This window comes from Frankia tisae (assembly GCF_025403405.1).
Lineage (GTDB): Bacteria > Actinomycetota > Actinomycetes > Frankiales > Frankiaceae > Frankia > Frankia tisai.
In genome coordinates this window covers 1-24,632 of the sequence record NZ_JANEZT010000023.1, presented here as the reverse complement: position 1 = coordinate 24,632, position 24,632 = coordinate 1, and the positions used below count along the sequence as shown (strand labels likewise).

Annotated in this window: 21 protein-coding genes; 1 reads left to right on the top strand and 20 read right to left on the bottom strand. The window is 72.6% G+C overall.

The window, feature by feature from the left end; translation table 11 throughout:
• Positions 1-222: 222 nt before the first annotated feature.
• The 7 genes from pyrF to pyrR are packed head-to-tail and all read right to left on the bottom strand — an operon-like array spanning position 223 to position 9,905.
• Positions 223-1,005, bottom strand: a complete 783-nt coding sequence (gene pyrF, locus NBZ85_RS03985; RefSeq protein ID WP_261561524.1) for an orotidine-5'-phosphate decarboxylase — start codon at positions 1,003-1,005, stop codon at positions 223-225.
• Entirely contained in the window at positions 1,002-4,709 is a 3,708-nt protein-coding gene (gene carB, locus NBZ85_RS03980; protein ID WP_261554318.1) for a carbamoyl-phosphate synthase large subunit, read from the bottom strand. The genes pyrF and carB overlap by 4 nt, the downstream gene beginning before the upstream one ends.
• A complete protein-coding gene (carA, locus tag NBZ85_RS03975; protein ID WP_261554317.1) occupies positions 4,709-5,950 on the bottom strand; it encodes a glutamine-hydrolyzing carbamoyl-phosphate synthase small subunit in 1,242 nt (413 codons plus the stop codon). The genes carB and carA overlap by 1 nt, the downstream gene beginning before the upstream one ends.
• Positions 5,947-6,972: a PH-like domain-containing protein gene (locus tag NBZ85_RS03970; protein WP_261554316.1), complete on the bottom strand. Its 1,026-nt coding sequence runs from the start codon at positions 6,970-6,972 to the stop codon at positions 5,947-5,949. The genes carA and NBZ85_RS03970 overlap by 4 nt, the downstream gene beginning before the upstream one ends.
• On the bottom strand, positions 6,969-8,309 hold the full coding sequence (locus NBZ85_RS03965) for a dihydroorotase (RefSeq protein ID WP_261554315.1): 1,341 nt from the start codon (positions 8,307-8,309) through the stop codon (positions 6,969-6,971). The genes NBZ85_RS03970 and NBZ85_RS03965 overlap by 4 nt, the downstream gene beginning before the upstream one ends.
• Positions 8,306-9,229: an aspartate carbamoyltransferase catalytic subunit gene (locus NBZ85_RS03960; protein WP_136447526.1), complete on the bottom strand. Its 924-nt coding sequence runs from the start codon at positions 9,227-9,229 to the stop codon at positions 8,306-8,308. The genes NBZ85_RS03965 and NBZ85_RS03960 overlap by 4 nt, the downstream gene beginning before the upstream one ends.
• A gap of 55 nt (positions 9,230-9,284) precedes the next feature.
• Positions 9,285-9,905 (bottom strand): bifunctional pyr operon transcriptional regulator/uracil phosphoribosyltransferase PyrR, encoded by a 621-nt coding sequence (gene pyrR, locus NBZ85_RS03955; protein WP_308204942.1) that lies wholly within the window; start codon positions 9,903-9,905, stop codon positions 9,285-9,287.
• A gap of 428 nt (positions 9,906-10,333) precedes the next feature.
• Here pyrR and bldD point away from each other — a divergent pair, with 428 nt between their 5' ends.
• Positions 10,334-10,831 carry a transcriptional regulator BldD gene (gene bldD, locus NBZ85_RS03950; protein WP_009742788.1) on the top strand — a complete coding sequence of 166 codons (498 nt, stop codon included), beginning with the start codon at positions 10,334-10,336 and terminating at the stop codon, positions 10,829-10,831.
• Positions 10,832-11,109: 278 nt separating this feature from the next.
• Here the strand turns inward: bldD and nusB are convergent, their stop codons facing one another.
• From nusB to NBZ85_RS03885, 13 genes are all read right to left on the bottom strand, one after another.
• On the bottom strand, positions 11,110-11,568 hold the full coding sequence (gene nusB, locus NBZ85_RS03945) for a transcription antitermination factor NusB (protein WP_498041228.1): 459 nt from the start codon (positions 11,566-11,568) through the stop codon (positions 11,110-11,112).
• A gap of 38 nt (positions 11,569-11,606) precedes the next feature.
• Positions 11,607-12,170, bottom strand: a complete 564-nt coding sequence (efp, locus tag NBZ85_RS03940; protein ID WP_136447523.1) for an elongation factor P — start codon at positions 12,168-12,170, stop codon at positions 11,607-11,609.
• 217 nt (positions 12,171-12,387) lie between these two features.
• Positions 12,388-13,503 carry a 3-dehydroquinate synthase gene (gene aroB / locus NBZ85_RS03935; protein ID WP_261554314.1) on the bottom strand — a complete coding sequence of 372 codons (1,116 nt, stop codon included), beginning with the start codon at positions 13,501-13,503 and terminating at the stop codon, positions 12,388-12,390.
• A 10-nt stretch (positions 13,504-13,513) separates the two neighbouring features.
• Entirely contained in the window at positions 13,514-14,092 is a 579-nt protein-coding gene (locus NBZ85_RS03930; protein ID WP_261554313.1) for a shikimate kinase, read from the bottom strand.
• A gap of 30 nt (positions 14,093-14,122) precedes the next feature.
• The gene (gene aroC / locus NBZ85_RS03925; protein ID WP_261554312.1) at positions 14,123-15,307 is read right to left on the bottom strand and encodes a chorismate synthase; all 1,185 of its coding nucleotides are present in this window, start codon (positions 15,305-15,307) and stop codon (positions 14,123-14,125) included.
• Positions 15,308-15,379: 72 nt separating this feature from the next.
• Positions 15,380-16,036 (bottom strand): prepilin peptidase, encoded by a 657-nt coding sequence (locus NBZ85_RS03920; protein WP_261554311.1) that lies wholly within the window; start codon positions 16,034-16,036, stop codon positions 15,380-15,382.
• 22 nt (positions 16,037-16,058) lie between these two features.
• Positions 16,059-17,033 carry a shikimate dehydrogenase gene (locus tag NBZ85_RS03915; protein ID WP_261561523.1) on the bottom strand — a complete coding sequence of 325 codons (975 nt, stop codon included), beginning with the start codon at positions 17,031-17,033 and terminating at the stop codon, positions 16,059-16,061.
• 142 nt (positions 17,034-17,175) lie between these two features.
• Complete coding sequence (gene mltG / locus NBZ85_RS03910) at positions 17,176-18,582, bottom strand: endolytic transglycosylase MltG (RefSeq protein ID WP_261554309.1); 1,407 nt, start codon at positions 18,580-18,582, stop codon at positions 17,176-17,178.
• Positions 18,579-19,115: a Holliday junction resolvase RuvX gene (gene ruvX / locus NBZ85_RS03905; RefSeq protein ID WP_261561522.1), complete on the bottom strand. Its 537-nt coding sequence runs from the start codon at positions 19,113-19,115 to the stop codon at positions 18,579-18,581. The genes mltG and ruvX overlap by 4 nt, the downstream gene beginning before the upstream one ends.
• Before the next feature lie 16 nt (positions 19,116-19,131).
• The gene (gene alaS, locus NBZ85_RS03900; protein WP_261554330.1) at positions 19,132-21,777 is read right to left on the bottom strand and encodes an alanine--tRNA ligase; all 2,646 of its coding nucleotides are present in this window, start codon (positions 21,775-21,777) and stop codon (positions 19,132-19,134) included.
• A 92-nt stretch (positions 21,778-21,869) separates the two neighbouring features.
• The gene (locus NBZ85_RS03895) at positions 21,870-22,202 is read right to left on the bottom strand and encodes a hypothetical protein (protein ID WP_261554307.1); all 333 of its coding nucleotides are present in this window, start codon (positions 22,200-22,202) and stop codon (positions 21,870-21,872) included.
• Positions 22,203-22,724 carry a DUF948 domain-containing protein gene (locus NBZ85_RS03890; RefSeq protein WP_261554306.1) on the bottom strand — a complete coding sequence of 174 codons (522 nt, stop codon included), beginning with the start codon at positions 22,722-22,724 and terminating at the stop codon, positions 22,203-22,205.
• A gap of 322 nt (positions 22,725-23,046) precedes the next feature.
• Positions 23,047-24,468, bottom strand: coding sequence for a replication-associated recombination protein A (locus NBZ85_RS03885; protein ID WP_261554329.1), 1,422 nt, complete (start codon positions 24,466-24,468; stop codon positions 23,047-23,049).
• Positions 24,469-24,632: the final 164 nt, after the last annotated feature.

Here is a 24,632-nt window from a genome sequence, read left to right as displayed (position 1 = left end):
TCCTCAATTCGGTGATCGCGCCGCGCAAACTAGCGAGGAAGTGGCTCCTCGGTCCAGCCTTGGCCACAACACTCTGATGCGGACATATTGTTCGCACAAGAGAAGGCTTTGACGGGACGAAAGGGGTGGCCCGCTCGTGCCGCACCCTTTCGGTCTACGACGGCCCCACCGTACCGCTTCGTACCGCACCAGGACGAACACACCCCGCCCTGACCACGGCCGTCAGCGGCCCGCAGGCCTCTGACCTGCGGAAATACTGTCTGCGACCGTTTTTGCTGCCATGCCCAGATCGGTGGCTCGGGTGATGGGACGACCCACCACGACCAGGTCAGCACCCGCTTTCAACGCCTCCCGCGGGGTCGCGATCCGGGCCTGATCGGCCACCTCGGACCCCTCCGGACGCACCCCGGGCGTGATGAGAGTCACGTTGTCACCGAGCTCCGAACGGACCATTCGGACCTCCTGTGGGCTGCACACAAGGGTGCGCGCCCCGGCCTCGACGGCGAGCACGGCGAGGCGGCGGACGGCGTCCTCCGGCGGCCCGGCAAGCCCGACGGCGGCCAGCGCGGCGGCATCGAGCGAGGTGAGGACGGTCACAACGGCTACCTCCACCGCAGGGGCTGCAGCCACCGCCGCACGTATCATCGCCGGCCCCCCAGCCGCATGCACGGTGACGAATCGAGGCTGCAACGTGGCAACCGACCGCATTCCACCGGCGACCGTTGCCGGAATATCGTGCAGCTTGAGATCAAGGAAAAGCTCGGGCGCGCCGCCCACCCCGCCCGCAGCACCCTCGGCGGGTTCGGCGAGCAGACCGGCCGCGCGCAGGGCCGCCACGACCGCCGGCCCCTCCCGGTAGAACAGCTCCAGCCCGATCTTGAGCACGGCGGCGTGCGGCGCGACCGCCTCGGCCCACCGCAGCGCGGTCGCACCGTCCGGGGCGTCGAGCGCGACCGCCAGCGGCGCCTGCCCGGCTCGCGGGGTGAACCGGGACGGGGCGCTCACCGAGCGGTCCGCGCGGGGCCGAGGTCGGTCGCTGCGCCGGGCCCGGCCGCGTCTGCGGCGGGCGGCGCGGCGGGGTCTGCGGCCGACGTCGCGGATGGTCCATCGGACGACGTGGACCGCTCGTCGGCGGACCCGGTCGGATGCTCCTCGAAACGCCCGGTCGGCAACTCGTGGAAGGACACGGCCGACTGGTCGTCGAAACGCCCGGTCGGCAACTCGTCGAAGGACACGGCCGACTGGTCGTCGAAACGCCCGGTCGGCAACTCGTCGAAGGACACGGCCGACTGCTCATCGAAACGCCCGGTCGGCAACTCGTCGAAGGATCCCGCCGACTGGTCGTCGAAGGACGCGGCCGGCTGCTCGGAGACGGGCGCATCCGGGGCCGCACCGGCCGGGCGGTCAGCGCGGTCAGGGCCGTCGGCACCGTCCCCGCCGCCCCATGCCTCGCGCAGGGCGGCGTGGTACTCCTGCAGTGGTCGGACGCCCAGCTCACCGCGGACCAGGGCCTCGATGCCCTGCACGCAGGCGGCGGCGCCCTGGATGGTGGTGATGCACGGGACCCCGGCGCTGACGCAGGCGGTGCGGATCTCGTAGCCGTCGAGCCGCGGCCCGACGCCCCACGGGGTGTTGATGACCAGATCGATCTGACCCGAGGTGATCATTTCGACGCAGTCGAGCAGACCCTCGGTCGGCGCCCGGTGCTTGCCCAGCACGACCGCCTTGACCCCGTTGCGCCGCAGCACCTGGGCGGTCCCCTCGGTGGCGTAGACGACGAAACCGAGGTCCGCGAGCCGCTTGATCGGGAAGATCATCGCCCGCTTGTCCCGGTTGGCGACGGAGACGAACACCCGCCCGTAGGTGGGCAGCCCGTTGTAGGCGGCGGCCTGCGACTTGGCGTAGGCGGTGCCGAAGCCGTCGTCGATGCCCATCACCTCGCCGGTGGACTTCATCTCCGGGCCGAGGACGGTGTCCACCCCGCGCCCGACCGCGTCGCGGAAGCGGCCGAAGGGCAGCACCGCCTCCTTGACCGCGATGTGTGAGTCCAGTGGCAGGGTGGCGCCGTCACCGGTGCGCGGCAGCAGGCCCTCGGCGCGCAGCTCGTCGACGGAGGCGCCGAGCATCACCCGGGCGGCCGCCTTGGCCAGCGGCACCGCCGTCGCCTTGGAGACGAACGGGACGGTGCGCGAGGCTCGCGGGTTGGCTTCCAGGACGTAGAGGACGTCGGACTGCAGGGCGTACTGGACGTTGAGCAACCCCCGCACGCCGACGCCGCGGGCGATCGCCTCGGTGGACGTACGGATGCGTTCCAGGTCGGCGCGGCCGAGCGTGATCGGCGGCAGGGCGCAGGCCGAGTCGCCGGAGTGCACACCGGCCTCCTCGATGTGCTCCATCACGCCGGCGAGGTAGAGCGTCTCGCCGTCGAACAGGGCGTCGACGTCGATCTCGACGGCGTCGTCGAGGAACCGGTCGACGAGCACGGGGTGCTCCGGGGAGATCGCCGTGGCCCGCTCGATGTAGTCGCGCAGCATGGTGTCGTCGTAGACGATCTCCATCCCGCGCCCGCCGAGTACGTAGGAGGGGCGCACCAGCACCGGGTAGCCGATCCGCTCGGCAACGGTGCGGGCCTCGGCGAAGGAGGTCGCCACCCCGTGCGGCGGGGAGGGCAGGCCGGCGGCGGCCAGCACCTGGCCGAACTGACCGCGGTCCTCGGCCAGGTGAATCGCCTTCGGCGCGGTCCCGACGATCGGCACGCCCGCCTCGGCCAGCGCCGCGGCGATGCCCAGCGGGGTCTGGCCGCCGAGCTGGACGATCACCCCGGCCAGCGGGCCGGCCTGCTGCTCGGCGTGGACGACCTCGAGGACGTCCTCGACCGTCAGCGGCTCGACGTAGAGCCGGTCGGCGGTGTCGTAGTCGGTGGACACCGTCTCCGGGTTGCAGTTGACCATGACGGTCTCGAACCCGACCTCGGACAGCGCCATCACCGCGTGGCAACAGGCGTAGTCGAACTCGATGCCCTGGCCGATGCGGTTGGGGCCGCTGCCAAGCACGATCACCCGCGGCCGACTGCTCGGCGCCACCTCGGTCTCGCTGTCGTAGGCCGAGTAGTGGTACGGGGTCTCGGAGGCGAACTCGGCCGCGCAGGTGTCCACGGTCTTGAACACCGGCCGGATGCCGGCCCGGTGGCGGAACGCGCGGACCACGTCCTCGGACGTACCGAGCAGCTCTGCGAGCTGGGTGTCGGCGAAGCCGGCCCGCTTGGCCCGGCGGATGCCCGCCGACGTGCGGGTGATGTCGGCGGCGATCTCGTTGAGGAAGACGATCTGATCGACGAACCAGGGGTCGATGCCGGTCACCCGGTTGACGTCCGCCGGGTCCGCGCCGGCGAGCAGCGCCTGCTGGACCACCCGCAGGCGGCCGTCGTGCGGCACCCGGGTCGACTCCAGCAGGGTGGCCGCGTCCTCGGCCGGCGGGATGAAGGAGAACATCGAGCCCGCCGACTCCATCGAACGCAGCGCCTTCTGCAGCGCCTCGGCGAAGCTGCGGCCCACCCCCATCGCCTCGCCGACCGACTTCATCGTCGTCGTCAGCGTCGGGTCGGCGCCGGGGAACTTCTCGAACGCGAACCGCGGCACCTTCACCACGACGTAGTCCAGCGTCGGCTCGAAGGCGGCCGGCGTGGTCCGGGTGATGTCGTTGGGGATCTCGTCGAGGGTGTAGCCGAGGGCGAGCTTCGCCGAGATCTTGGCGATGGGGAAGCCGGTGGCCTTGGACGCCAGCGCCGACGAGCGCGACACCCGCGGGTTCATCTCGATGACGACCTGGCGGCCCGTCGCCGGGTCGACGGCGAACTGGATGTTGCATCCGCCGGCGTCGACCCCGACGGCGCGCATGACCGCGATCGACATGTCGCGCATCGCCTGGTACTCGCGGTCGGTCAGGGTCATCGCCGGGGCGACAGTGATCGAGTCGCCGGTGTGGACGCCCATCGGGTCGACGTTCTCGATGGAGCAGACGACGACCACGTTGTCGGCGCGGTCGCGCATGAGTTCCAACTCGAACTCCTTCCAGCCGAGGATGGACTCCTCGACCAGGACCTCCGTCGACGGGCTTGCCGTCAGACCGTCGGCGGCCATCCGGGTGAGCTCGCTCGCGTCGTGGGCGAAGCCGCTGCCGGCGCCGCCGAGGGTGAAGCTCGGCCGCACGACCACGGGGTAGGCGAACTCCTCCCCCGCGGCCAGGCACTCCTCGACGGTGTGGCAGATGGCGCTGCGGGCTGTCTCGCCGCCGACCGTGGCGACGATGTCCTTGAACGCCTGCCGATCCTCGCCGGCGCGGATCGCGTCGATGTTCGCGCCGATCAGCCGGACGCCGAACCGGTCCAGGACACCGGCGTCGTGCAGGGCGACGGCGGTGTTCAGCGCCGTCTGGCCGCCCATGGTGGCGAGGATGGCGTCGGGCCGCTCCCGCTCGATGATCTTGGTGACGATGTCCGGAGTGATCGGCTCGACGTAGGTCGCGTCGGCGAGCTCCGGATCCGTCATGATCGTGGCCGGGTTGCTGTTGACCAGGATGACCCGCAGGCCCTCCGCTCGCAGCACCCGGCACGCCTGGGTGCCGGAGTAGTCGAACTCGCAGGCCTGGCCGATGACGATCGGCCCGGAGCCGATCACCAGGACGCTGCTGAGATCCTCGCGCCGAGGCATCAGACCTCCCCTCCGGCGGCTGCCGCGCGGGCCTGGCGGGCGGCGGCCATCAGGTCGCGGAACCGCACGAACAGGCCGGCCGCGTCGTGGGGCCCCGGCGCGGCCTCCGGATGGAACTGCACGCTGAAGGCCGGCACGTCCAGGCACTCCAATCCCTCGACGACCTCGTCATTGAGGCCGATGTGGCTGGCCACGACCCGACCGAACGGCGTGTCCGTCACGCCGGTCAGCGGGGCGTTCACGGCGAAGCCGTGGTTCTGGCTGGTGACCGCGATGCGGCCGGTGGCCACGTCGCCGACGGGTTGGTTCACCCCGCGATGGCCGTAGGTCAGCTTGTACGTCTCGAATCCCAGGGCCCGGGCGAGCAGCTGGTGACCGAAGCAGATCCCGAACACCGGCACGTCGGCGCGCAGCACGGTGCGCAGGGCCTCGACGGCGTAGTCGGCGGTCGACGGGTCGCCGGGACCGTTGGACAGGAACACCCCGTCGGGTTCGAGGGCGAGCAGTTCCTCGCCGGTGGTCCTGGCTGGCAGCACGTGCACCTCGCACCCGAGCGCCGCCATGGCCGCGGGGGTGGCCCGCTTGATGCCGAGGTCCAGCGCGGCGACCTTGAACTGTGCCGTGCCGCTCGCGGCCGGCACCACGTAGGGCTGCGGCGTGGAGACCAGCGGGGCCAGGTCGGCGCCGGCCATCTCCGGCGAGCTGCGCACCCGGTCGAGCAGAGCGGCCAGCGCCGCGCGCTCCCCCTCGGCGTCGGCCGGCGCCCCGCCGGCGAGCACGCTGCTGATCCCGCACCGCATCGCCCCGCGTTCGCGCAGGTGACGAGTCAGCGCCCGGGTGTCGAGGCCGCTGATGCCGACCACCCCGGCGGCGACCAGCTCGTCGTCGAGGCTGCCGCGCGACCGCCAGCTCGACGGACGCCGCGCCGGGTCGCGCACGACGAAGCCGGCGACCTGGATGCGGTCGGACTCGTAGTCGGCGTCGTTGACGCCGGTGTTGCCGATGTGCGGCGCGGTCATGATGACGATCTGGCCGTGGAACGACGGGTCGCTCAGCGTCTCCTGGTAACCAGTCATTCCGGTGCAGAACACGGCCTCGCCGAAGGTCTCGCCGATCGCGCCGTACGCCTCGCCGACGAAGCTGCGCCCGTCCTCCAGCATCAGCACCGCGCGGGTCGGGTTCGCCCGGTCGGCCGGCTGGTCGCCGGCGGCGGAGCCGGGTGTCGTGGTGAGGGTGCTCACCGATCCTCCTTCAGCCTGCGGACCTCACCCAGTGGCGAGGTCAACGGGTCGACCGGTGACCGGCCGGTGTCGGACTGCTCGGGGCGGCCCCGGTCGCCGGAGCGCGGGTCCGCCGGGTGGGGATCGGACTGGTGCGGGTCGGTCGGGCGCGGACCGCCACGGCGGGGGTCCGGCTGGTAGGCGTCCGGATGACGGGGGTCGCGGCGGCGCTGCGGGTAGTCGGACCGGTCGGCGGCGCCGGGCCGGTCCCCGCGGGCCGCGCCGCGCTCACCGCGGCGCAGCCGGGGGGCCGTGCGGATCGCCGGCATCTCCTCGGTGGGCTGGCCGGAGTTCGGCCGGAGCGGCGGGCCGCCGCCCGGCCCCGGGACCGCGGCCCGCGGGCGCAGCCGGGGCCGCATCCGCGGCACCGCATGCGGCGAGGTGACGTCGCCGGAGGCCAGGTGGGCCGGCGGCGGGCCGATGAGGTCGTGCACGGCCCGGACCACCTTTGGCTGGCGCGCCCGGTCCTCGCCGCGAAAGCCGGTTTCCAGCTCGTGCCCGCCGTACGACCAGGCGATCACGACCAGGCGTCCCGGCGCGGAGACCTTGCCGGCGTGGGCCCGCTCCAGGCGGGCGCCGCGGACGGCGTCCCGGGGGATCCAGAACGCGTCGCTGCCCCGGTCCACCCGCACGCCGGTCTCGTACACGCTGACGTAGCCACCGACGCGGCCGCCCAGGCCGTGCGCGGCGATCCGTTCCAGCCAGTGGCCGGCGTCGACGGTCCCGAGATACATCCCGCGCAGCGGGGCGGCGAGCACCGTGCCGGGCTCGGCCGGTGGGCCGGGCAGCTCGGGAAGGTCCTCCTCCTGCCGGTCGGCCTTGTTGCGCCGAGCCCGCAGCATCGTCCCGACCACCGCGACGAACAGCAACAGCAGGCCCACCACGAGCAGCAGATGCAGGCCCAGGCGGTCCGGCCCCCGGTCGGCGGCGAAGACGACCGGTCCGGCGGCGAACGGCGAGGCGGCGGATGGCGAGGCAGTCATACGACCTTCCCGTCGAGCACGGTGGGTCGGCCTCGCAGGAACGTGGCGCGGATCGCTCCCGGCAGAGACCGCCCCGCATAGGGGGTGTTGCGGCTGCGGCTGGCGAGAGTGTCCGCCTCGACGACCCGCCACGGTGACGGGTCGAGCAGCGTCACGGTCGCGGGCGCACCCACCGCTATGGAACTCCACCCCTCGGCGGCCGGTCGCGGCAGGCCACCGATGCGGGCCGGAGCCAGGGCCATCCGGTCCGCGACGCCGGCCCAGTCGAGGTGCCCGGGGATGACCATCGTCTCCATCACCACCGACAGCGCGGTCTGCAGGCCCAGCATGCCGGGCCGGGCTGCGGCCCACTCTGTCTCCTTGTCCTCCAGCGCGTGCGGGGCGTGGTCGGTCGCCACGCAGTCGATCGTCCCATCGGCGAGGCCGGCACGCAGTGCGGCGACGTCGGCGGCGGTGCGCAGCGGCGGGTTGACCTTGTAGACCGGGTCGAACGAGCTGATCAGATCATCGGTGAGCAGCAGGTGGTGCGGGGTGACCTCGGCGGTGACCTGCCAGCCCTTCGCCTTTGCCCAGCGGATGAGCTCCACCGAGCCCGCGGTGGAGACATGGCAGACGTGCAGCCGGGACCCGACGTGCCCGGCCAGCAGCGCATCCCGGGCGATGATCGCCTCCTCGGCGACCGCGGGCCAGCCGGGCAGGCCCAGCCGGGCGGCCATGACCCCCTCGTTCATCTGGGCGCCGGCGGTCAGCCTGGGCTCCTCCGCGTGCTGGGCGATCACCCCGCCGAACGCCTTGACGTACTCCAGTGCCCGACGCATGAGCAGCGCGTCGGACACGCAGTGCCCGTCGTCGGAGAACACCCGCACCTCAGCCGCCGAGGTCGCCATCGCGCCGAGTTCGGCGAGGCGCTCCCCCGCCAGCCCCACCGTGACGGCGCCGACCGGCCGCACGTCGCAGTGGCCGGCGTCGAGCCCGAGCCGCCAGACCTGCTCCACGACGCCCGCGGTGTCGGCGACCGGGTTGGTGTTCGCCATCGCGAACACGGTGGTGTAGCCGCCGAGCGCCGCGGCCCGGGTGCCCGACTCGACCGTCTCGGCATCCTCCCGGCCGGGCTCGCGCAGATGAGTGTGCAGGTCGACCAGGCCCGGGAGCATGATCAGGCCGGCGGCGTCCAGGATGGTCGTCCCGGGGGGCAGGCCCTCGGAGTCCGGGCTGGTCGAGCCCGGGGGCCGCCAGGCCGCCACGACCCCGTCTGCGAGCAGCACGTCGACGGCGTCCCCGCCGAGCGGGCGGACCTGGCGCAGCACCCAGGACTGTTGCGAACCATTCGCCGTCATGAGACCTCCCCGGAACCGCCCAGCAGCAGATACAACACGGCCATCCGCACGCTCACCCCGTTCGCGACCTGCTCCACCACGGTCGACCTGGCTGAATCGGCGACCGCAGAGGCAATCTCCATCCCGCGCACCATCGGCCCCGGATGCATCACCAGCGCGTGCTCGGGCAGGGTCGCCGCCCGGTCGACGTCCAGCCCGTAGCGGCGGCTGTACTCCCGCTCGGTGGGGAAGAACGCCGCCGACATCCGTTCGCGCTGGACCCGCAGCATCATCACCACATCGCTCTTGGGTAGCACCGCATCGAGGTCGTACGACACCTCGACCGGCCACGAGGAGACACCAAGAGGCAACAGCGTCGGCGGGGCCACCACCGTCACACTGGCTCCGAGCGTGGTGAGTAGCCACACGTTGGACCGCGCCACGCGGGAGTGCAGCACGTCGCCGACGATGGTGACGGCGAGCCCGTCGACCCGACCGAGCCGGCGGCGCATTGTGAAGGCGTCGAGCAGCGCCTGGGTCGGATGCTCGTGGGTGCCGTCGCCGGCGTTGACCACGCTGCCGCGCACCCAGGTCGCCAGCCGGTGCGGCGCGCCGCTGGCGGGATGCCGGCAGACCACCGCGTCGGCGCCCATCGCCTCGAGGGTCTGCGCGGTGTCCTTCAGGCTCTCGCCCTTCGACACGCTTGACCCGCGCGCCGAAAAATTGATCACATCTGCCGACAGTCTCTTGGCGGCTACCTCGAAGGACGTGCGGGTGCGGGTGGAATCCTCGAAGAAAAGGTTGACCACAGTGCGGCCCCGCAGGGTCGGCAGCTTGCGGACCGACGCCTCGGCAACCCGCGCCATCCGTTCCGCGGTGTCCAGCACCACCAGCGCGTCGTCCCGGCTGAGATCCTCGGTCGAAAGCAGGTGCCCCTTCACGCCCCGACTCCCTTCGCCGCCCGTACGCGCTCCTGCTCGGCGTCTGTTCGCCGGCTCACGGCAGCTCTCCCGGATCCGCCGCGGCGCCGGTCAGGCCGGCTTCGGGCGACACGATGAGCACGCCGTCGGCGCCGTCGATCTCCCGCAGCCGGACGGCCACCGACTCGCGGCGCGAGGTCGGCATGTTCTTCCCGACGTAGTCGGCGCGGATTGGCAGCTCGCGGTGACCCCGATCGACCAGGACGGCCAACTGGACCGTGCGGGGGCGGCCGTAGGCGGCCAGCGCGTCGAGCGCGGCGCGCACCGTGCGCCCCGAGTAGAGGACGTCGTCGACGAGGATCACCACCCGGCCGTCGACGCCGCCGTCGGGAATCTCGGTCACCTCCAGTGGCCGAACTCCGCGCAGTCGCAGATCGTCGCGATACATCGTGGGGTCGAGCGAGCCGACGGGAAGATCCACTCCCTCCACGGCATGTACTCGCTGTGCCAGACGATGTGCGAGGGGTACCCCTCGGGTGGGTACCCCGAGCAGCACCACACTGGCACCACCGGAGGTCTTTTCCAGGATCTGGTGCGCCATCCGGCTGACGATCCGAGTGATGTCGTCGGCGGACAGTACTGTCCGGGCAATGCCGGGACGGCGCGATGCGGGGTCGCTCGCGGCGGCAGAGGCCACGCGGCATCCCTCCTTCCCCGCCTCACGGGACGGTCCTTAAAGGAGCGGTCTCAGCGACGTTACCAGGGCACTCCGGACGAGTGAGGGTCCCGCGGGGACCGCCCGCCGGCACCCGCGCGGCAGCCCGACTCCGTCCGCGCCCGCCGGTTCGCGGACCCGTGCGCATTGTTGCCGTGCCAACTATCATCGCGAAGCCGTGACTGCACGTCACCGGGATCACGTGCGCCTGCGCCGGTACGACGATCGGCGGAAGTTCCCTCCGGGCAGGCAGACGGCGCAACCGAAGGGCTACAGAAAGTGGTACAAAGAAAGAAGCGACACGACCCCCCGGGTGTCGAGCCTCAACCCGGTGGGCACTACTATCGGTAACCGCCGGAGGCACGAGCCCCGGTTCCAACTGATCGACCACGACAGGAGTGGGCACTCCGATGTCCGACTATGCGAAGGCGCTCGGTGCTCGGCTGCGCGCGATACGCACCCAGCAGGGGCTCTCGCTTCATGGCGTCGAAGAGAAGTCGCACGGTCGGTGGAAAGCCGTCGTCGTCGGTTCCTACGAACGTGGGGACCGCGCCGTCACCGTACAGCGTCTCTCGGAGCTCGCGGAGTTCTACGGCGTTCCGGTCGGGGAGCTTCTTCCCGAGGGTTCCACCGTCGCGCCGCTGGAGCAGTCTCCGCGGATCGTCCTCGACCTCGAGCGCCTTTCCCAGGTGCCCAAGGAGCAGGGCGGACCGCTCGCGCGATACGCGGCAACCATCCAGAGCCAGCGCGGCGACTACAACGGCCGGGTTCTCTCCATCCGCTACGAGGACCTGCGTTCCCTCGCGGTGATCTACGACACCTCTCCCAGCAAGCTCACCGAGCAGCTCGTCTCGTGGGGCGTGCTGTCCCCCGAGCAGGGCGCGGACGCAACCGCCTCCGACGTCTGAAGTCGAGTCTGACCGCGACGCCGGTGCTTCACCGGCAGCGCATCCACCAGCACCATCCGCCAGACCCGCAAGTCCAGCGTTGCAGCACCATCAGCAGTCTCGTCCGTGGCACTAGCAGCTTCATCTCGAGGTAATCGCGGGTCGGCATTCGGGGTCTTCGGCCGGCCGAACGCGCGTGGCACACAAGGCAGCCGGGGGTACCCCGGTACGTCGCTTGGGGCGACGTACCGGGCACGCCGATCGCGGCAGGCAGCGCGGCCCAGCCGCGACCCGGTCAGTCAGGACTCCTGGCCCGGCCCCGCATCCGGACCCGGCGGGGCCGGCCGACCTGCCGCCGAGACCTCCTCCACAGCCGGGACCGCCGGTTCGGCCGTCGCCGACGCCGCCCCGACGTCGACCAGACTGCCGAGCAGGCCGTTGACGAACGACGGCGACCGGTCGGTGGAGAGGTTCTTCGCCAGTTCCACCGCCTCGTCGATGACGACCCGCGGCGGCACGTCCGGCCGCCACAGCAGCTCCAGCACCGCGATCCGCAGGATGTTGCGATCGACCGGGGGCATGCGCTCCATCGTCCAGCCCTCGGCGTGCCGGCCGATCCAGTCGTTGATCTCCCGCCAATGTTCGACGACGCCCCTGACCAGCCCCTCGGCGTACTCCGAGACGGGCGGGTCGGCCTGGGCGCGCCGGGCGGTGAGGATCTCCAGGACGCCGACGCCGCGGACATCCGCCTCGAACAGGATGTCCAGCGCGCGCTTGCGGGCCTTGGACCTGGCGCTCAGCTCGTCACCCGGCCAAGATAACGGCCGTCGCGGGTGTCGACCTTGACCTTCTCGCCGGTTGTGATGAACAGCGGCACGTTGATCGTCGCGCCCGTTTCCAGGGTCGCGGGCTTCGTGCCGCCGGTCGAGCGGTCGCCCTGCACACCCGGGTCGGTCTGGGCGATGGTGAGCTCGACGCTGGCGGGCAGCTCCACGTAGAGCGGGGCGCCGTCGTGCAGCGCGACGGTGGCGACGGTGTTCTCCAGCATGTAGTCGGCGGTCGTGCCGACGACGTCCGGCGGGATCGGGATCTGGTCGTAGGACTCGCTGTCCATGAAGACGAACTCGGCGCCGTCCCGGTAGAGGTAGGTCATCTCGCGCCGGTCCACGGTCGCGACCTCGACCTTGATGCCGGCGTTGAAGGTGCGGTCGACGACCTTCCCGGTGAGCACGTTCTTCAGGGTCGTGCGGACGAACGCCCCGCCCTTACCCGGCTTGACGTGCTGGAAGCCGACGACGTTCCACAACACCCCGTCGATGTCGAGCGTCATGCCGTTCTTCAGGTCGTTGCTGGTCGCCACTGCGCGCCTTCTCCGTTCGGTTACGTGCCTGCACGGCGGATCATCGTCGTGCGCAAGCCTAGAGTCATCGGGTCGCACGTGCCGCGGCGACCCTGCCGGCCCTGACCGCTCGCCCGGGACCGGTGCCGGTCCCTGTGCGGCGGCGATCAGCCAGGCCGCGGACAAGTCTACCGAGCCCGGCGCCCGCGCCGTCCCGGGCCGCGGGCCGGCGGTGCGGTCAGGGTGCGTCGGGCAGCGACAGGCCGTCGGGAGCGACCGCCGCGAACGCGGCGATCAGCAGGCCGACATCCGGATTGTCGAGGATGACGGTCTCGCCCTGGGCGGCGAGGCCGACGAAGCGCAGCCGCCGACCGCGGGACTTCTTGTCCACGCGCATCGCGTCGAGCAGCGCCGGCCATCGGTCACCGCGGTAGGCCACCGGCAGGCCGATGCGGGTCAGCAGGTCGCGATGCCGGTCGGCGACGGCGTCGTCGAGGCCGGCGACGAGCCGGGACAGTTCCGCCGCGAACACCATGCCCACCGAGATCGCCGCGCCGTGCCGCCAGCTGAAGTGCTCGACCTTCTCGATCGCGTGGCCGAGGGTGTGGCCGTAGTTGAGGATCTCCCGGCGGCCGGCCTCGCGGGGGTCGCCGGAGACGACGTCGGCCTTGACGCGAATGGACCGCTCGATCAGCTCGGGCAGGTGCGCGGCGCCCGTGGGGTCGGCGTCGAGCAGGTCGAGGATGGCGGCGTCGGCGATGAACCCGGTCTTGACCACCTCGGCGAGCCCGGCGCGCACCTCCACGGCCGGCAGCGTGGACAGCGCGGCCAGGTCGCACAGCACCGTCAACGGCTGGTGGAACGCCCCGACGAGGTTCTTGCCCGCGTCGATGTCGATGCCGGTCTTACCGCCGACGGCCGCGTCGACCATCCCGAGCACGGTGGTCGGCACCTGCACGACGTCCACTCCGCGCAGCCAGCTCGCGGCGACGAACCCGGCCAGGTCGGTCACGGTGCCGCCACCGAGACCGATGATCACGTCGTCGCGGGTGAAGCCGATCCGGCCGAGGACGTCCCAGCAGAAGCCGGCGATCCGCAGCTGCTTGGCCTCTTCGCCGTCGGGCACCTCGATCGCGTGCGCCTCGACCCCCGCGCCCGCCCGCAGGTCCGCGACGACGGCGTCCGCGGTGGCCCGCAGCGCCGCCGGATGAATCACCGCGGCGCGGGTCCGCCCGGCGACCGTCTCCGCGAGATCGCCGAGCAGCCCCTCACCGAGCACCACGTCGTAGGCCCGCTCGCCGCCGGGGTGGACCGGGATCCGCACGACGTCGGACACCTTCACCTGCACACTCACCGTGGAATCCTCACTGCGCCGAATTCGTGACGGCCGACGACGCCGGCAGCGCGGGTAGCTCCGCCAGGGCGGCGGCGACCAGATCGGCGACCTCTTCCGCCTCGCGGCCGGCGGTGTCGACGACGACCGCCGCCACCTGCGCGTACAGCGGCTGGCGGGCCTTGAGCAGGGCGGCGAGCCGGGCGCGCGGCCCCTCGACGAGCAGCGGCCGATCGCGCGCGAGGCCGACGCGGCGCACCGCGTCGGACACTCCGACCTCCAGGTAGACGACCCGGTGACCGACGAGCAGCGCCCTGGTGGCGGCGTCGAGCACCGCCCCGCCGCCCAGGGCGAGGATCCCGCGGTGCTCGGCGAGCGCGGCGGCCACCGCCCGCGACTCCGCGGCCCGGAAGTACTCCTCGCCGAACTCGATGAAGATGTCTGCGACGCTGCGGCCGAGCTCCGTCTCCACGTCCGCGTCGGTGTCGCGGAACTCGACACCCCACCGCTGCGCGAGCCGGGTTCCCACCGTCGTCTTGCCCGCGCCGGGCGCGCCGACCAGGACCGCACGCGGCCCGGCCGGCGCCGCCGGCGCCGCCTCCCCAACCATGATCCTGTTACCTCGTCTGCAGTTCTCGCATCAGCGAATCACCAGGGACTTCAGGTACCCCTCGCAGTTGCGCCGGGTCTCCTCCACGGAGTCGCCGCCGAACTTCTCCAGGGCCGCGTCGGCGAGCACGAGCGCGACCATCGCCTCGGTGACGACGCCCGCGGCAGGCACCGCGCACACGTCCGACCGCTGGTTGATCGCGACCGCGGCCTCGCCGGTGGCCACGTCCACGGTGGACAGCGGCCGGGTGAGTGAGGAGATCGGCTTCATCGCCACGCGGACCCGCAGGGGCTCGCCGGTGGTCATGCCGCCCTCGATGCCGCCGGCCCGGTCGGTGGCGCGCCGCACGCGCCGGCCCGCGCCGCCGACCGGCTCGATCTCATCGTGCGCCACCGAGCCACGCCGCCGCGCGGTGGTGAACCCGTCGCCGAACTCAACGCCCTTGATCGCCTGGATGCCCATGAGCTCCCCGGCGAGGCGCGCGTCAAGGCGGCGGTCGCCGTGCACGTAGCTGCCGAGACCCGGCGGGCAGCCGTAGGCCAGCACCTCGACGATGCCCCCGAGGGTGTCGGAGTCGGCCTGGGCCGCGTCGATCTCGGCGACCATCCGCACGCTGGTCGCCTGGTCGGCGCAGCGAACCGGGTCGGCGTCGACCGCCGCGAGCGAGGTGGGCGCGGGCAGGCCCGGCGGGACCTCGGCCGCGCCGATCGCGACGACGTGGGAGAGGATCTCGATGCCGTATGCCTGGCGCAGCAGCGCCTTGGCCGCGGTGCCGAGCGCGACTCGCGCGGCCGTCTCACGGGCACTGGCCCGCTCCAGCACCGGGCGGGCGTCGTCAAAGCCGTACTTCTGCATGCCGGCGAGATCGGCGTGGCCGGGCCGGGGGCGGGTGAGCGGGGCGTTGCGACCCAGGCCCGCGAGCACGGCCGGGTCGACCGGGTCGGGCGACATGACCCGTTCCCACTTCGGCCACTCGCTGTTGCGGATGACGACACTGATCGGACCGCCCAGCGAGACGCCGTGGCGCAGGCCGCCGAGCAGCTCGACCGCGTCGCGCTCGAAGCTCATCCGTGCCCCGCGACCGTGCCCGAGACGCCGGCGGGCGAGCTCCGCGGCGATGTCGTCACTGGTCACGCGAATACCCGCCGGCAGCCCCTCGACCGTGGCCACCAGGGCGGGACCGTGCGACTCCCCGGCAGTCAACCAACGCACCATGCCATCTAGTCTTTCACGAGCACCCGATGTTGCACCTCGCACCGGGAGCATGGTCACGTCCGTCGCCGCCGATCACCCGCCCCCGGCCAGGACGGCGAGCAGGGCTCCGGCCAGCAGGAACGGCCCATATGCGAGGTGGTCGTGCCAGCCGACACGGCGGGCGGCGAGCAACACGAGCGCCCCCACCCCGCCGAGGACCATTCCGGCGAACATCCCGAACACCACACTCGGCCAGCTCAGCCAGCCCAGCGCCCCGCCGAGCAGACCGACGAGCTTGACGTCACCCCGGCCGAGGCCGGAGCCCGGCAGCCGGTGCAGCGCCAGGAAGACCAACCAGCAGGCGGTGCCGGCGAGCACAGCCCGCAGCAGGCGGACCGGCGCGTCGTCGACCAGCGCGGCAGCCCCGAACAACGCGACCAGCACCGGGTAGGCCGGCAGCACCAGATGGTCGGGCAGCCGGTGCACCCGCACGTCGATCGCAGCCAGCCACACTCCAACCACACTGAGGTATAAATAAGCCGGTAACCAGCCAGGATGGCGGTGCAGGATGATGGTCACCGCGGCCACCACCACCGCCGTCCCGATCCCCAGGGCCGCCGCCCCGGGGGCGGCGCGGCGCGGCTCGCCGCCGTCGGGCGGGGGCACCCCGGCCACGACCCGGTGCCCGACCGGCACCCCGATCACGAGCGCCACCAGCGCGATCAGCACACTGAGCCCGATCTCGCCCACCGCTAGGCCTGTCTTCCGAACATCACCCGCCGGTCAGGCCGACACGGTTGGTATCGGAGCCGACGGCGACATGCGCACTCGTGCGTTCATCGAGGGCGGCCTGGCCGGCGGCCAGGAGGACCCCGGCGGGAACACGACGGCCGGTGAAATGCTCGACCTGCCCGACGGCCTGCGCGGCGAGGATCTCCAGGCCACTGACGACACGAGCGCCGGCCCGGTAGGCGGCGGCGGCGAGCGCGGTCGGCCACGGGTGGTAGAGCAGCTCGACGAGCTGGCTGGACCCCGGCCAGCGGCGGGTCGCGAGAGGATCGGTCGCGCCGGCCGGGGTGGTGGCGATGACGAGGTCGGGCCCGGGGGGCAGACCGGTGGCAAGCAGTTCCCAGGGCAGCGCCGTCACTTCGATGCCGAGACGGGCGCCGATCCGGGCCACCTCCGCGACCGCCTCGGGACGGCGGGCGACCACGGCGACGTGCGGGCAGCCGGCGGCGGCGACGGCGGCGACGGCGGCCCGGGCGGTGCCGCCGGCGCCGAGGATGAGCGGCTGGCCGGGTACCGCACCGCGCATGACCCGGCGCAGGGCGACGCCGATGCCCACCATGTCGGTGTTGTAGCCGTGCAGCCGCCCGGCCTCGCCGACGACGACGGTGTTGACCGCCCCGATCGCCGCGGCCGTCGGGTCGACCTCGTCGAGCAGGTCCAGGGCGACCGTCTTGAGCGGCATGGTCAGGGACAGGCCGACCCAGCTCGGGTCGGACCGGACCCGGTCCAGCGTCGCCGGCAGGTCGGGCGCGTCGCAGTGGATGGCCGTGTAGGTGACGGCGAGGCCGAGCTCCGCGTATGCGGCCGCGTGCAGCACGGGGGAGAGCGAATGGTCCACCGGAGCGCCGAGCACCGCGGCGCGGGCCGGGTGCGCGACCGTCGCCGCGGCGGCGACGGTCGCTGGCCGCTGCGGCTCCGGCCGCGCACCCACGCCGCCCAGTTGGGTCTCCCGCACCACGTGGCCTCCCGCCTGGTCCAGGGGCGTCCAGGTACGGCCGAACGCGCCGGATCGCCTACCGGCCGCCGTGCCGGTCCGACGCCGCCTCTCGTCGTCCACACCTGTCGCCATGTCGTACACACCGCCCGCCCGGGGCTGCCGTCTACTCCTTGCCGCCCTCGGCGAGGTACTGCGCCCGCAGTGCCGCCCACTCCTCGTCGGTCGCGGCGAAGCGTGTCACCTTGCTCTGGGGCATGGACACGAAATACAACCATGACCCGTCGGCAGGTTCCAGAGCGGATTTCAGCGCCCAGATCCCCGGGTTGGAGATCGCACCCGGCGGCAGACCGGCCACCGCCCGCGTGTTGTACGGGTTGGCCTTGTTGAGCTGGTCCTTTGTCAGCGGACCTTCGTACTCGTCGTCGGCGTAGCGGGTGGTGGAGTCCATGTCGAGGCGGCGGAAGCGCCCGGTGGTGTCGTGCAGCCGGTTGTAGATCACCTGGGCGACCTGCGGCCCCTCGCTGGCGTTCGCGACCTCCTTCTCGACGATCGAGGCGATGGTCACGATCTCGGCCGGCTTGACCCCGATCGCGGCGGCCTTGGTCTCCAGGCCGATCGACGCCGCTTCCTTCTTGAAGCGGGTGACGAAGGAGGTCAACAGCTGGACCGGGGTGGACCCGGGGTCCAGGTCGTAGGTCGACGGGAAAAGGTAGCCCTCCAGGGTCGGCGCATAGGACGGCACGCCAAGCTGGGCAGGAGAACGGGCGATCGCCTCCAGCTCGCTCAACGGCGTGCCGAGCCGCTCGTGCAGGCCCTTGAGCACCTGGCGGACGGTCATGCCCTCCTTGATGACGAACTTGAACGGCGCGGAGGACGCCGGATCGAGCAATGCGGCGAGGGCCGCCTCGGCGCTCATCCGGCTGCGCAGCCGGTAGGTGCCCGGCTGGATGCCCAGCGACTTGGGGTTGGCGGACGCGGCCTTGACGAACGCCGAGACGGACGCGGTCACGTCCGCGTCCTGCAGCTCCACGCCAATCTGGCGGGCGGTGGCGCCGTCGGGGACCTGGACCACGGCGATGCCCTCGCCCATGCCGGTGTAGTCGGCGCTGGTGGAACCGCCGCCGGAGACCCGGCCGATGACCTTGCCGATCCCGAAGATGCCGACGCCGACCAGGACGGCGACGACAAGGAGGACGGCGATCAGCTTCGGCAGCGCCCGGCTGCGGCGCTCCTCGTCGCCGTCGTCGTCCCAGCCGCCGCCCCAGTCCTCGGCGTCGTCCTGCGGCTCGTGGCCGCCAGCGCCGCGGCGGGCCCGCCGACGGTCGCCGCCGCGCCGGTCACCGCGGGAGTCGACCCCGGGGTCGCGGGCGTGCGGGTCGTCGGCGTAGTCGTCGGCGGCATATCCGTCCTCGGGATATCCGTCCTCGGGATATCCGTCGGGATACCGGCCGTCGGGGCCCTGATCGGCCTGACGGCGGTCGGCGGCTCGGCGGTCGGCGTGTCCGGAGGAGCGGCGGCCACGACGATAGGGATCCTCGTCGAGCATCTCGTCGAGGTTGCCGCCCGTCACCTCGAGTCCTGGGGAAAGGCCTCCGTGGACCCGGGCACGCCGGGCACGTCGCCACGCCGACGGCGGCTGTCCAGGTCGTGCTGCAGGATCTGCACGGCTGCCTCCTGATCCACGAGACTGCGGCGGGCGCGGGAACGAACGCCACGCTCGGCCATTCTGCGATGAGCCGCAACCGTGGTGAGCCGCTCGTCCACGAACCGCACGGGGACAGGGGCGATCCGCTCGGCGAGTACCTCGACGTACCGCCGGACCACCCGGACCGCCTGGCCCTCCTGCCCGGACATTTGCCTGGGCAGGCCCACCACGACCTCTACAGCCTGCCTGTCACGGGCGATCTGGACAAGCTGCTCGATGTCCGCATTATGGCGCTTGTCCCTGGCGAGGGTCGTGACGGGCACCGCGAGGACGCCGCCGGGGTCGCTGGCCGCGACCCCGACCCGCACGGAGCCGACATCGACTCCGATGCGCACCCCCGGCCGGACGTCCGGCTCCTGCCCGGAACCACCCACCGGGCCACCCACCGGACCGCTCACCGGGTCCGCCGGCCGTTCACCGGGCAGCGAGGTCGGCCACCAGCCCACGCAGCTTCGCGAAGACGGCCGGGACCATCTCGGGGTTCCCGCCGCCGCCCTGGGCGATGTCGGGCTTGCCGCCGCCCTTGCCGCCCAGGCTCGCCCAGGAACTGCGGACCAGCTCGCCGGCGCGCAGCCCCGCCGACCGAGCGCCGGGGTCGGTCACCACGACGATCGACGAGCCGTCCGCGGTGACCACGGCGACGACCGCCGGCCGCCCGGCGAGGCGCCCGCGCACGTCCATCGCCAGCAGCCGCACGCCGTCGGGCGCGGTGCCGGCGGGCACCTCCGCGGTGACGACGGCGACGCCGCCGACGTCCTCGGCGCCGTCGGCGAGCGCCCCGGCGCCGGCGAGCACCGCGGCGGCCCGCAGCCGGTCCAGCTCCCGCTCGGCGTCGCGCAGCCGGCCGACGATGTCGGTGACGCGGTCGGCCAGCTCGTCAGGGCGGGCCTTGAGCGCGGTGGACAACTGGGAGACCAACAGGTGCTCCCGGGCGAGGTAGCGGAACGCGTCGATGCCGACGAGCCCCTCCACCCGGCGGGTCCCGGCGGAGATCGACGACTCCGACAGCAGCTTGACCGCGCCGAGCTGGGCGGAGCTGGCGACGTGCGTACCACCGCACAGCTCGCGGGCGTAGTCGCCGACGTCGACGACGCGCACGGCGTCGCCGTACTTCTCCCCGAACAGCGCCATCGCGCCGAGCCGGCGGGCCTCCTCCTGCGTCGTGACGAACGCGCGGACCGGCAGGTCCCGCAGGGCGACCTCGTTGATCTCGTCCTCGACGTCGGCGAGGACCGACGGCGCGACGGCGCCGAGGGCGTGGAAGTCGAAGCGCAGCCGGCCCGGGGAGTTCAGCGACCCGGCCTGGGTCGCCCCCTCCCCCAGCGCCCGGCGGAACGCGGCATGCACGAGATGGGTGGCGGTGTGTGAACGGGAGACCGCCCGGCGGCGACCCTCGTCGACCTCGGCCTGCACCCGGTCGCCCAGGCGCAGCTCCCCGGAGCGCACCCGCACCCGGTGCAGGACCAGCTCCGGCACGGGCCGCTGCACGTCGAGGACCTCGACCACGCCGCCATCGAAGCGCAACAGGCCGAAATCGGGCTCCTGGCCACCGCTCTCCGCGTAGAAGGGGGTCGTGTCGAGGACGACTCCGACCTCGTCGCCCTCCCCGATGACCTCGAGGCCGGCGCCGTCGGCGATACCGACGAGACCGACGACACCGGACTCCCGGGTCAGCTCCTCGTAGCCGGTGAACGTCGTCGGGCCGGAGCGGGCCAGGATCGGGCGGAACGCGGACAGGTCGACGTTGCCGATGCGCCGCGAGGCCCGGTCCGCCTTCGCGGTCTGGCGCTGGCGCTCCATCAGCCGGCGGAACCCGGCCTCGTCGACCGACAGGCCCGCCTCGGCGGCCATCTCCAGCGTCAGGTCGATCGGGAAGCCGTAGGTGTCGTGCAGCTTGAACGCCTCGTCGCCGCCGAGGGTCGCCGAACCGGCCGAGCGGACCTGCCGCACCGCGGTGTCAAAGATCGTGGTGCCGGTGCGCAGCGTCTCGGCGAACGACGCCTCCTCCGCGACGGCCACCCCGGTGATCGTCTCGGCGTTGTCGACGAGCTCCGGGTAGATCGGGCCCATCGCGACGCCGACGACGCCGAACAGCTCGGCCATGACCGGCTCGCGGGCGCCGAGCAGCCGGGCATCGCGCACCGCGCGGCGCAGCAGGCGGCGCAACACGTAGCCGCGGCCCTCATTGGAGGGCACGACGCCGTCGGCGATGAGCATCGCCGCGGTGCGGGTGTGGTCGGCCACGACGCGAAGCCGCACGTCATCGGCCGGGTCGGCGCCGTAGCGGCGGCCGGTGAGCCGGCCGGCGGCGTCGAGCACCGGGCGGGAGATGTCGATCTCATAGAGGTTGTCGACGCCCTGCAGGATCGTCGCCATCCGCTCCAGGCCCATGCCCGTGTCGATGTTGCGGGCGGGCAGCTCGCGCAGGATCGGGTAGTCGTACCCGGCGCCCTCGCCCCGCTCGAACTGCATGAACACGAGGTTCCACACCTCGAGGTAACGCTCCTCGTCGGCTATCGGGCCGCCCTCGCGCCCGTACGCCGAGCCCCGGTCGAAGTAGATCTCGCTGCACGGCCCGCACGGACCGGGCACGCCCATCGACCAGAAGTTGTCCTCCTTGTCGCGGCGCTGGATGCGCTCGGCGGGCAGCAGGTCCAGCCAGATCCGCTCGGCCTCGTCGTCGTCGAGGTAGACCGTGGCCCACAGGTCGTCCGGCTTGAACCCGAACCCGTCGACGAGCAGCTCGAAGGCGAACGGGATCGCCTCGGCCTTGAAATAGTCTCCGAAGGAGAAGTTGCCGCACATCTGGAAGAACGACGCGTGCCGGGCGGTGCGGCCGACGTTTTCGATGTCGACGGTGCGCACGCACTTCTGCACGCTGGTGGCCCGCGGCCACGGCGTCGCCAGATCCCCGAGGAAGTAGGGCTTGAACGGCACCATCCCGGCGTTGACCAGCAGCAGCGTCGGGTCCTGAGCAACCAGCGAGGCGCTCGGAACGACGGTGTGCCCACGCTGGGCGAAATGGTTGAGAAAGCGGCTGCGGATCTCGGCCGTGTCCATCGGGTTCACATCGTCCAGACTCATGGGAGGAGGGGCGTCATCCTGGGGTGGGCGGCGCTGCTGCTGCCACCGCCCGTGCGGCCGCCGCGCCGTCAGGGCCGGCGGGCACCCGGAACCAACCGCATGGTGCGCTCGGCGTCGTCGAGGTTGTCCGGATAGCCGGCCGCACCGGCCGCACCCGGCCCAGCGGCGCCGGCGGGCTCGGAAGGATCATCGTCCGGGTCGCGGTCGAGGCCGAGAGCAACACGGATCTCCTCCTCCCGCTCCGCCGCCGCCTCACGCACGTCCGCGAGGAACTCCTGTACCGACTGTACGAGAGATCCGGCCAGGCTCGTCGGAGTAAGCGCCGCCGCGGCCTTCGCCGCCCGACGCACCACGACGACGCCGGCCGCGGCACCAAAGGCCAGATAGAAGATCCTGGACATCTAGTGGCCTCCCCGGCGACCCTCGGTCGCCCCGGCGACCGAGGGCAGGCCGGCATCGTCGGCGCCCGTGCGCCGGGGCGCCTTACCCGCCTTACCCGCCTTGTCCGCCTTGATCTGCGACTTCACTCGCGACTCGACCTCGGACCGGGTGCGCTTGGCCGCGGCCTGGCGCACGCCATAGCTGAGGGCGGCCACCCGCACCATCGGACCGCCGAGCGTCGCGGCGAACAGCGACGTCAGCGAGGAGACATTCGTCGTGATCGACTGCACGTTCGCCGTGATCGCGTCGACCCGGTCCAGCTCCTTGTTCACATGGGCGAGTGCCACGTTGACCTCGTCGACCGTCGCTCCGGCCTGCCTGACCCGGGCGGTTCCCTCGTCGATGGCGGCACCGGTCTGGCGCACGCGCGCCGCCGCCTCGTCGAAGATCTTGCCGAGTTTGAGCAGGACGAAACAGCCGAAGAGGGCGAGCACTGCGAACGCGCCCGACGCGATCAGGCCCGCGACCGCTCCACCGGACATATGTGCTCCTGCCTCCATCGTCGATTGGGCCGGTCCCACCCCACCCGATCCGGCACGCCGTGCCACGCCGCGATCCGCCACGAGACCCTCGGTCCCCGAGGGCTCGCGACCTGCGCGGGACACCACCGCCGGTGGCCGCGAAACCCGCCGACCGCAACCGCGGTGACCGTGGACGCCGCGGGCGCCACCTCGGTGACGCCCTCGTGTGACCTTACCGAGGCAGCCGCAGGGGCCACGGGTAACCCCCGTCGCCCGGCCTGGGGCACAGCCCCCTGGCCAGGACGTATCTCGGGCGGCACAACGGTGGTTGCGAGGCCGGCGCTCAGCCGACCGGTCCCGGCGGCGCCGTGCCAGGTGTCATGTCGGACTCGCCGTGGGCCCCGGTCTCGGGCCCGGTGCTGGGCGTGCCACGGACGACGGCTCGCAGCTCGCGCAGGCGTTCGGTGGCCCGGCGCTCGAAGCCGTTGCCGCCGGGCAGGTAGTAGTCCGTGCCGGTCAGCCCGTCGGGCGGGTACTGCTGACGGACGACGCCACCTGGGGCGTCATGCGGGTAGCGGTACCCGACCCCGCTGCCGGCCCGGGTGGCCCCCTGATAGTGGGCGTCGCGCAGGTGCGCCGGCACTGGGCCGGCCCGGCCGGCACGCACATCGGCGGTGGCGGCCTCGATCGCCCGGATCACCGCGTTCGACTTCGGCGCCAGGGCGAGGTGGATGACCGCCTGGGCGAGCGCCAGCCGCGCCTCCGGCAGCCCGACCAGGTCGAGCGCCTGCCCGGCGGCGACCGCGACGCCCAGCGCCCCGGGATCGGCCATGCCCACGTCCTCACTGGCCAGAATGATCATGCGACGGGCGATGAACCGAGGGTCCTCGCCGGCCTCCAGCATCCGGGCAAGGTAGTGCAGCGCGGCGTCGGCGTCGCCGCCGCGCATCGACTTGATGAACGCGCTGATCACGTCGTAGTGCTGGTCACCGGACCGGTCGTAGCGCACGGCCGCTCGGTTGACGGCCTGCTCGAGCACGTCCACGTCGAGCCGCGCCACCGCCCGACCATGCCCGCTCCCGTCCGCCTCCCCGGTCGCCGTGAGGTCGGCGAGGAGGGCCTCGGCACCTGCTTCCAGGACGGTCAACGCGCGGCGGGCGTCCCCGCCAGCGAAGCGGACCACGTGCGCACGGGCCTCGTCGGTCAGTGCCAACCGGCCGGCGTACCCGCGCGGGTCGCGCAGGGCCCGGTCGAGCACGCCGCGGATGTCGTCGTCGGTGAGCGGTTCGAGGGTGAGCAGCAGTGATCGGGACAGCAACGGGCTGACGACGGAGAAGAACGGGTTCTCGGTGGTGGCCGCGACCAGGGTGACCCAGCCGAGCTCCACCGAAGGAAGCAGGGCGTCCTGCTGGGTGCGGGTGAAGCGGTGGACCTCGTCGATGAACAGCACGGTCCGCGCGCCGGCGGTCGAGCGGGCGGCACGGGCCTCGTCGATGACGGCGCGAACGTCCTTCACCCCTGCCGTCACCGCGGACAACTCCCGGAACCGCCGGCCGGTGGCGCGGGAGACGATGTGGGCCAGAGTGGTCTTCCCCGTTCCGGGCGGCCCCCAGAGGATCACCGAGGTCGTCCCGCCACCCTCGACCAGCCGGCGCAGGGGGCTGCCCGCGCCGAGCAGGTGGCGCTGGCCGACAACCTCGTCCAGATGCCGTGGCCGCAGCCGCGCCGCGAGTGGGGCCAGGCCGGCGACCTCGGCGCTGTGCACGTCCCCCGCCGGCGGTGCGGCGTCCTCGCCGAACAGGTCCGCGGTATCGAACAGGCTCACCGGCTCACCGTACGACCGCGGCCGGCTCCAGCACGCACCCGAACCGGACGAGACGCTCAGCTGGAGCGGGTCTGCGACTCCGGGGTGGGTGGACGGTTCCAGGC

What these genes read in the sequence shown, in the direction of transcription:
- carB (WP_261554318.1), bottom strand. Translation starts at nt 4,709, where the DNA reads ATGCCTCGGCGCGAGGATCTCAGCAGCGTCCTGGTGATCGGCTCCGGG.
- NBZ85_RS03970 (WP_261554316.1), bottom strand. Translation starts at nt 6,972, where the DNA reads ATGACTGCCTCGCCATCCGCCGCCTCGCCGTTCGCCGCCGGACCGGTC.
- NBZ85_RS03965 (WP_261554315.1), bottom strand. Translation starts at nt 8,309, where the DNA reads ATGACGGCGAATGGTTCGCAACAGTCCTGGGTGCTGCGCCAGGTCCGC.
- bldD (WP_009742788.1), top strand. Translation starts at nt 10,334, where the DNA reads ATGTCCGACTATGCGAAGGCGCTCGGTGCTCGGCTGCGCGCGATACGC.
- NBZ85_RS03930 (WP_261554313.1), bottom strand. Translation starts at nt 14,092, where the DNA reads ATGGTTGGGGAGGCGGCGCCGGCGGCGCCGGCCGGGCCGCGTGCGGTC.
- aroC (WP_261554312.1), bottom strand. Translation starts at nt 15,307, where the DNA reads ATGGTGCGTTGGTTGACTGCCGGGGAGTCGCACGGTCCCGCCCTGGTG.
- alaS (WP_261554330.1), bottom strand. Translation starts at nt 21,777, where the DNA reads ATGGACACGGCCGAGATCCGCAGCCGCTTTCTCAACCATTTCGCCCAG.
- NBZ85_RS03895 (WP_261554307.1), bottom strand. Translation starts at nt 22,202, where the DNA reads ATGTCCAGGATCTTCTATCTGGCCTTTGGTGCCGCGGCCGGCGTCGTC.
- NBZ85_RS03890 (WP_261554306.1), bottom strand. Translation starts at nt 22,724, where the DNA reads ATGTCCGGTGGAGCGGTCGCGGGCCTGATCGCGTCGGGCGCGTTCGCA.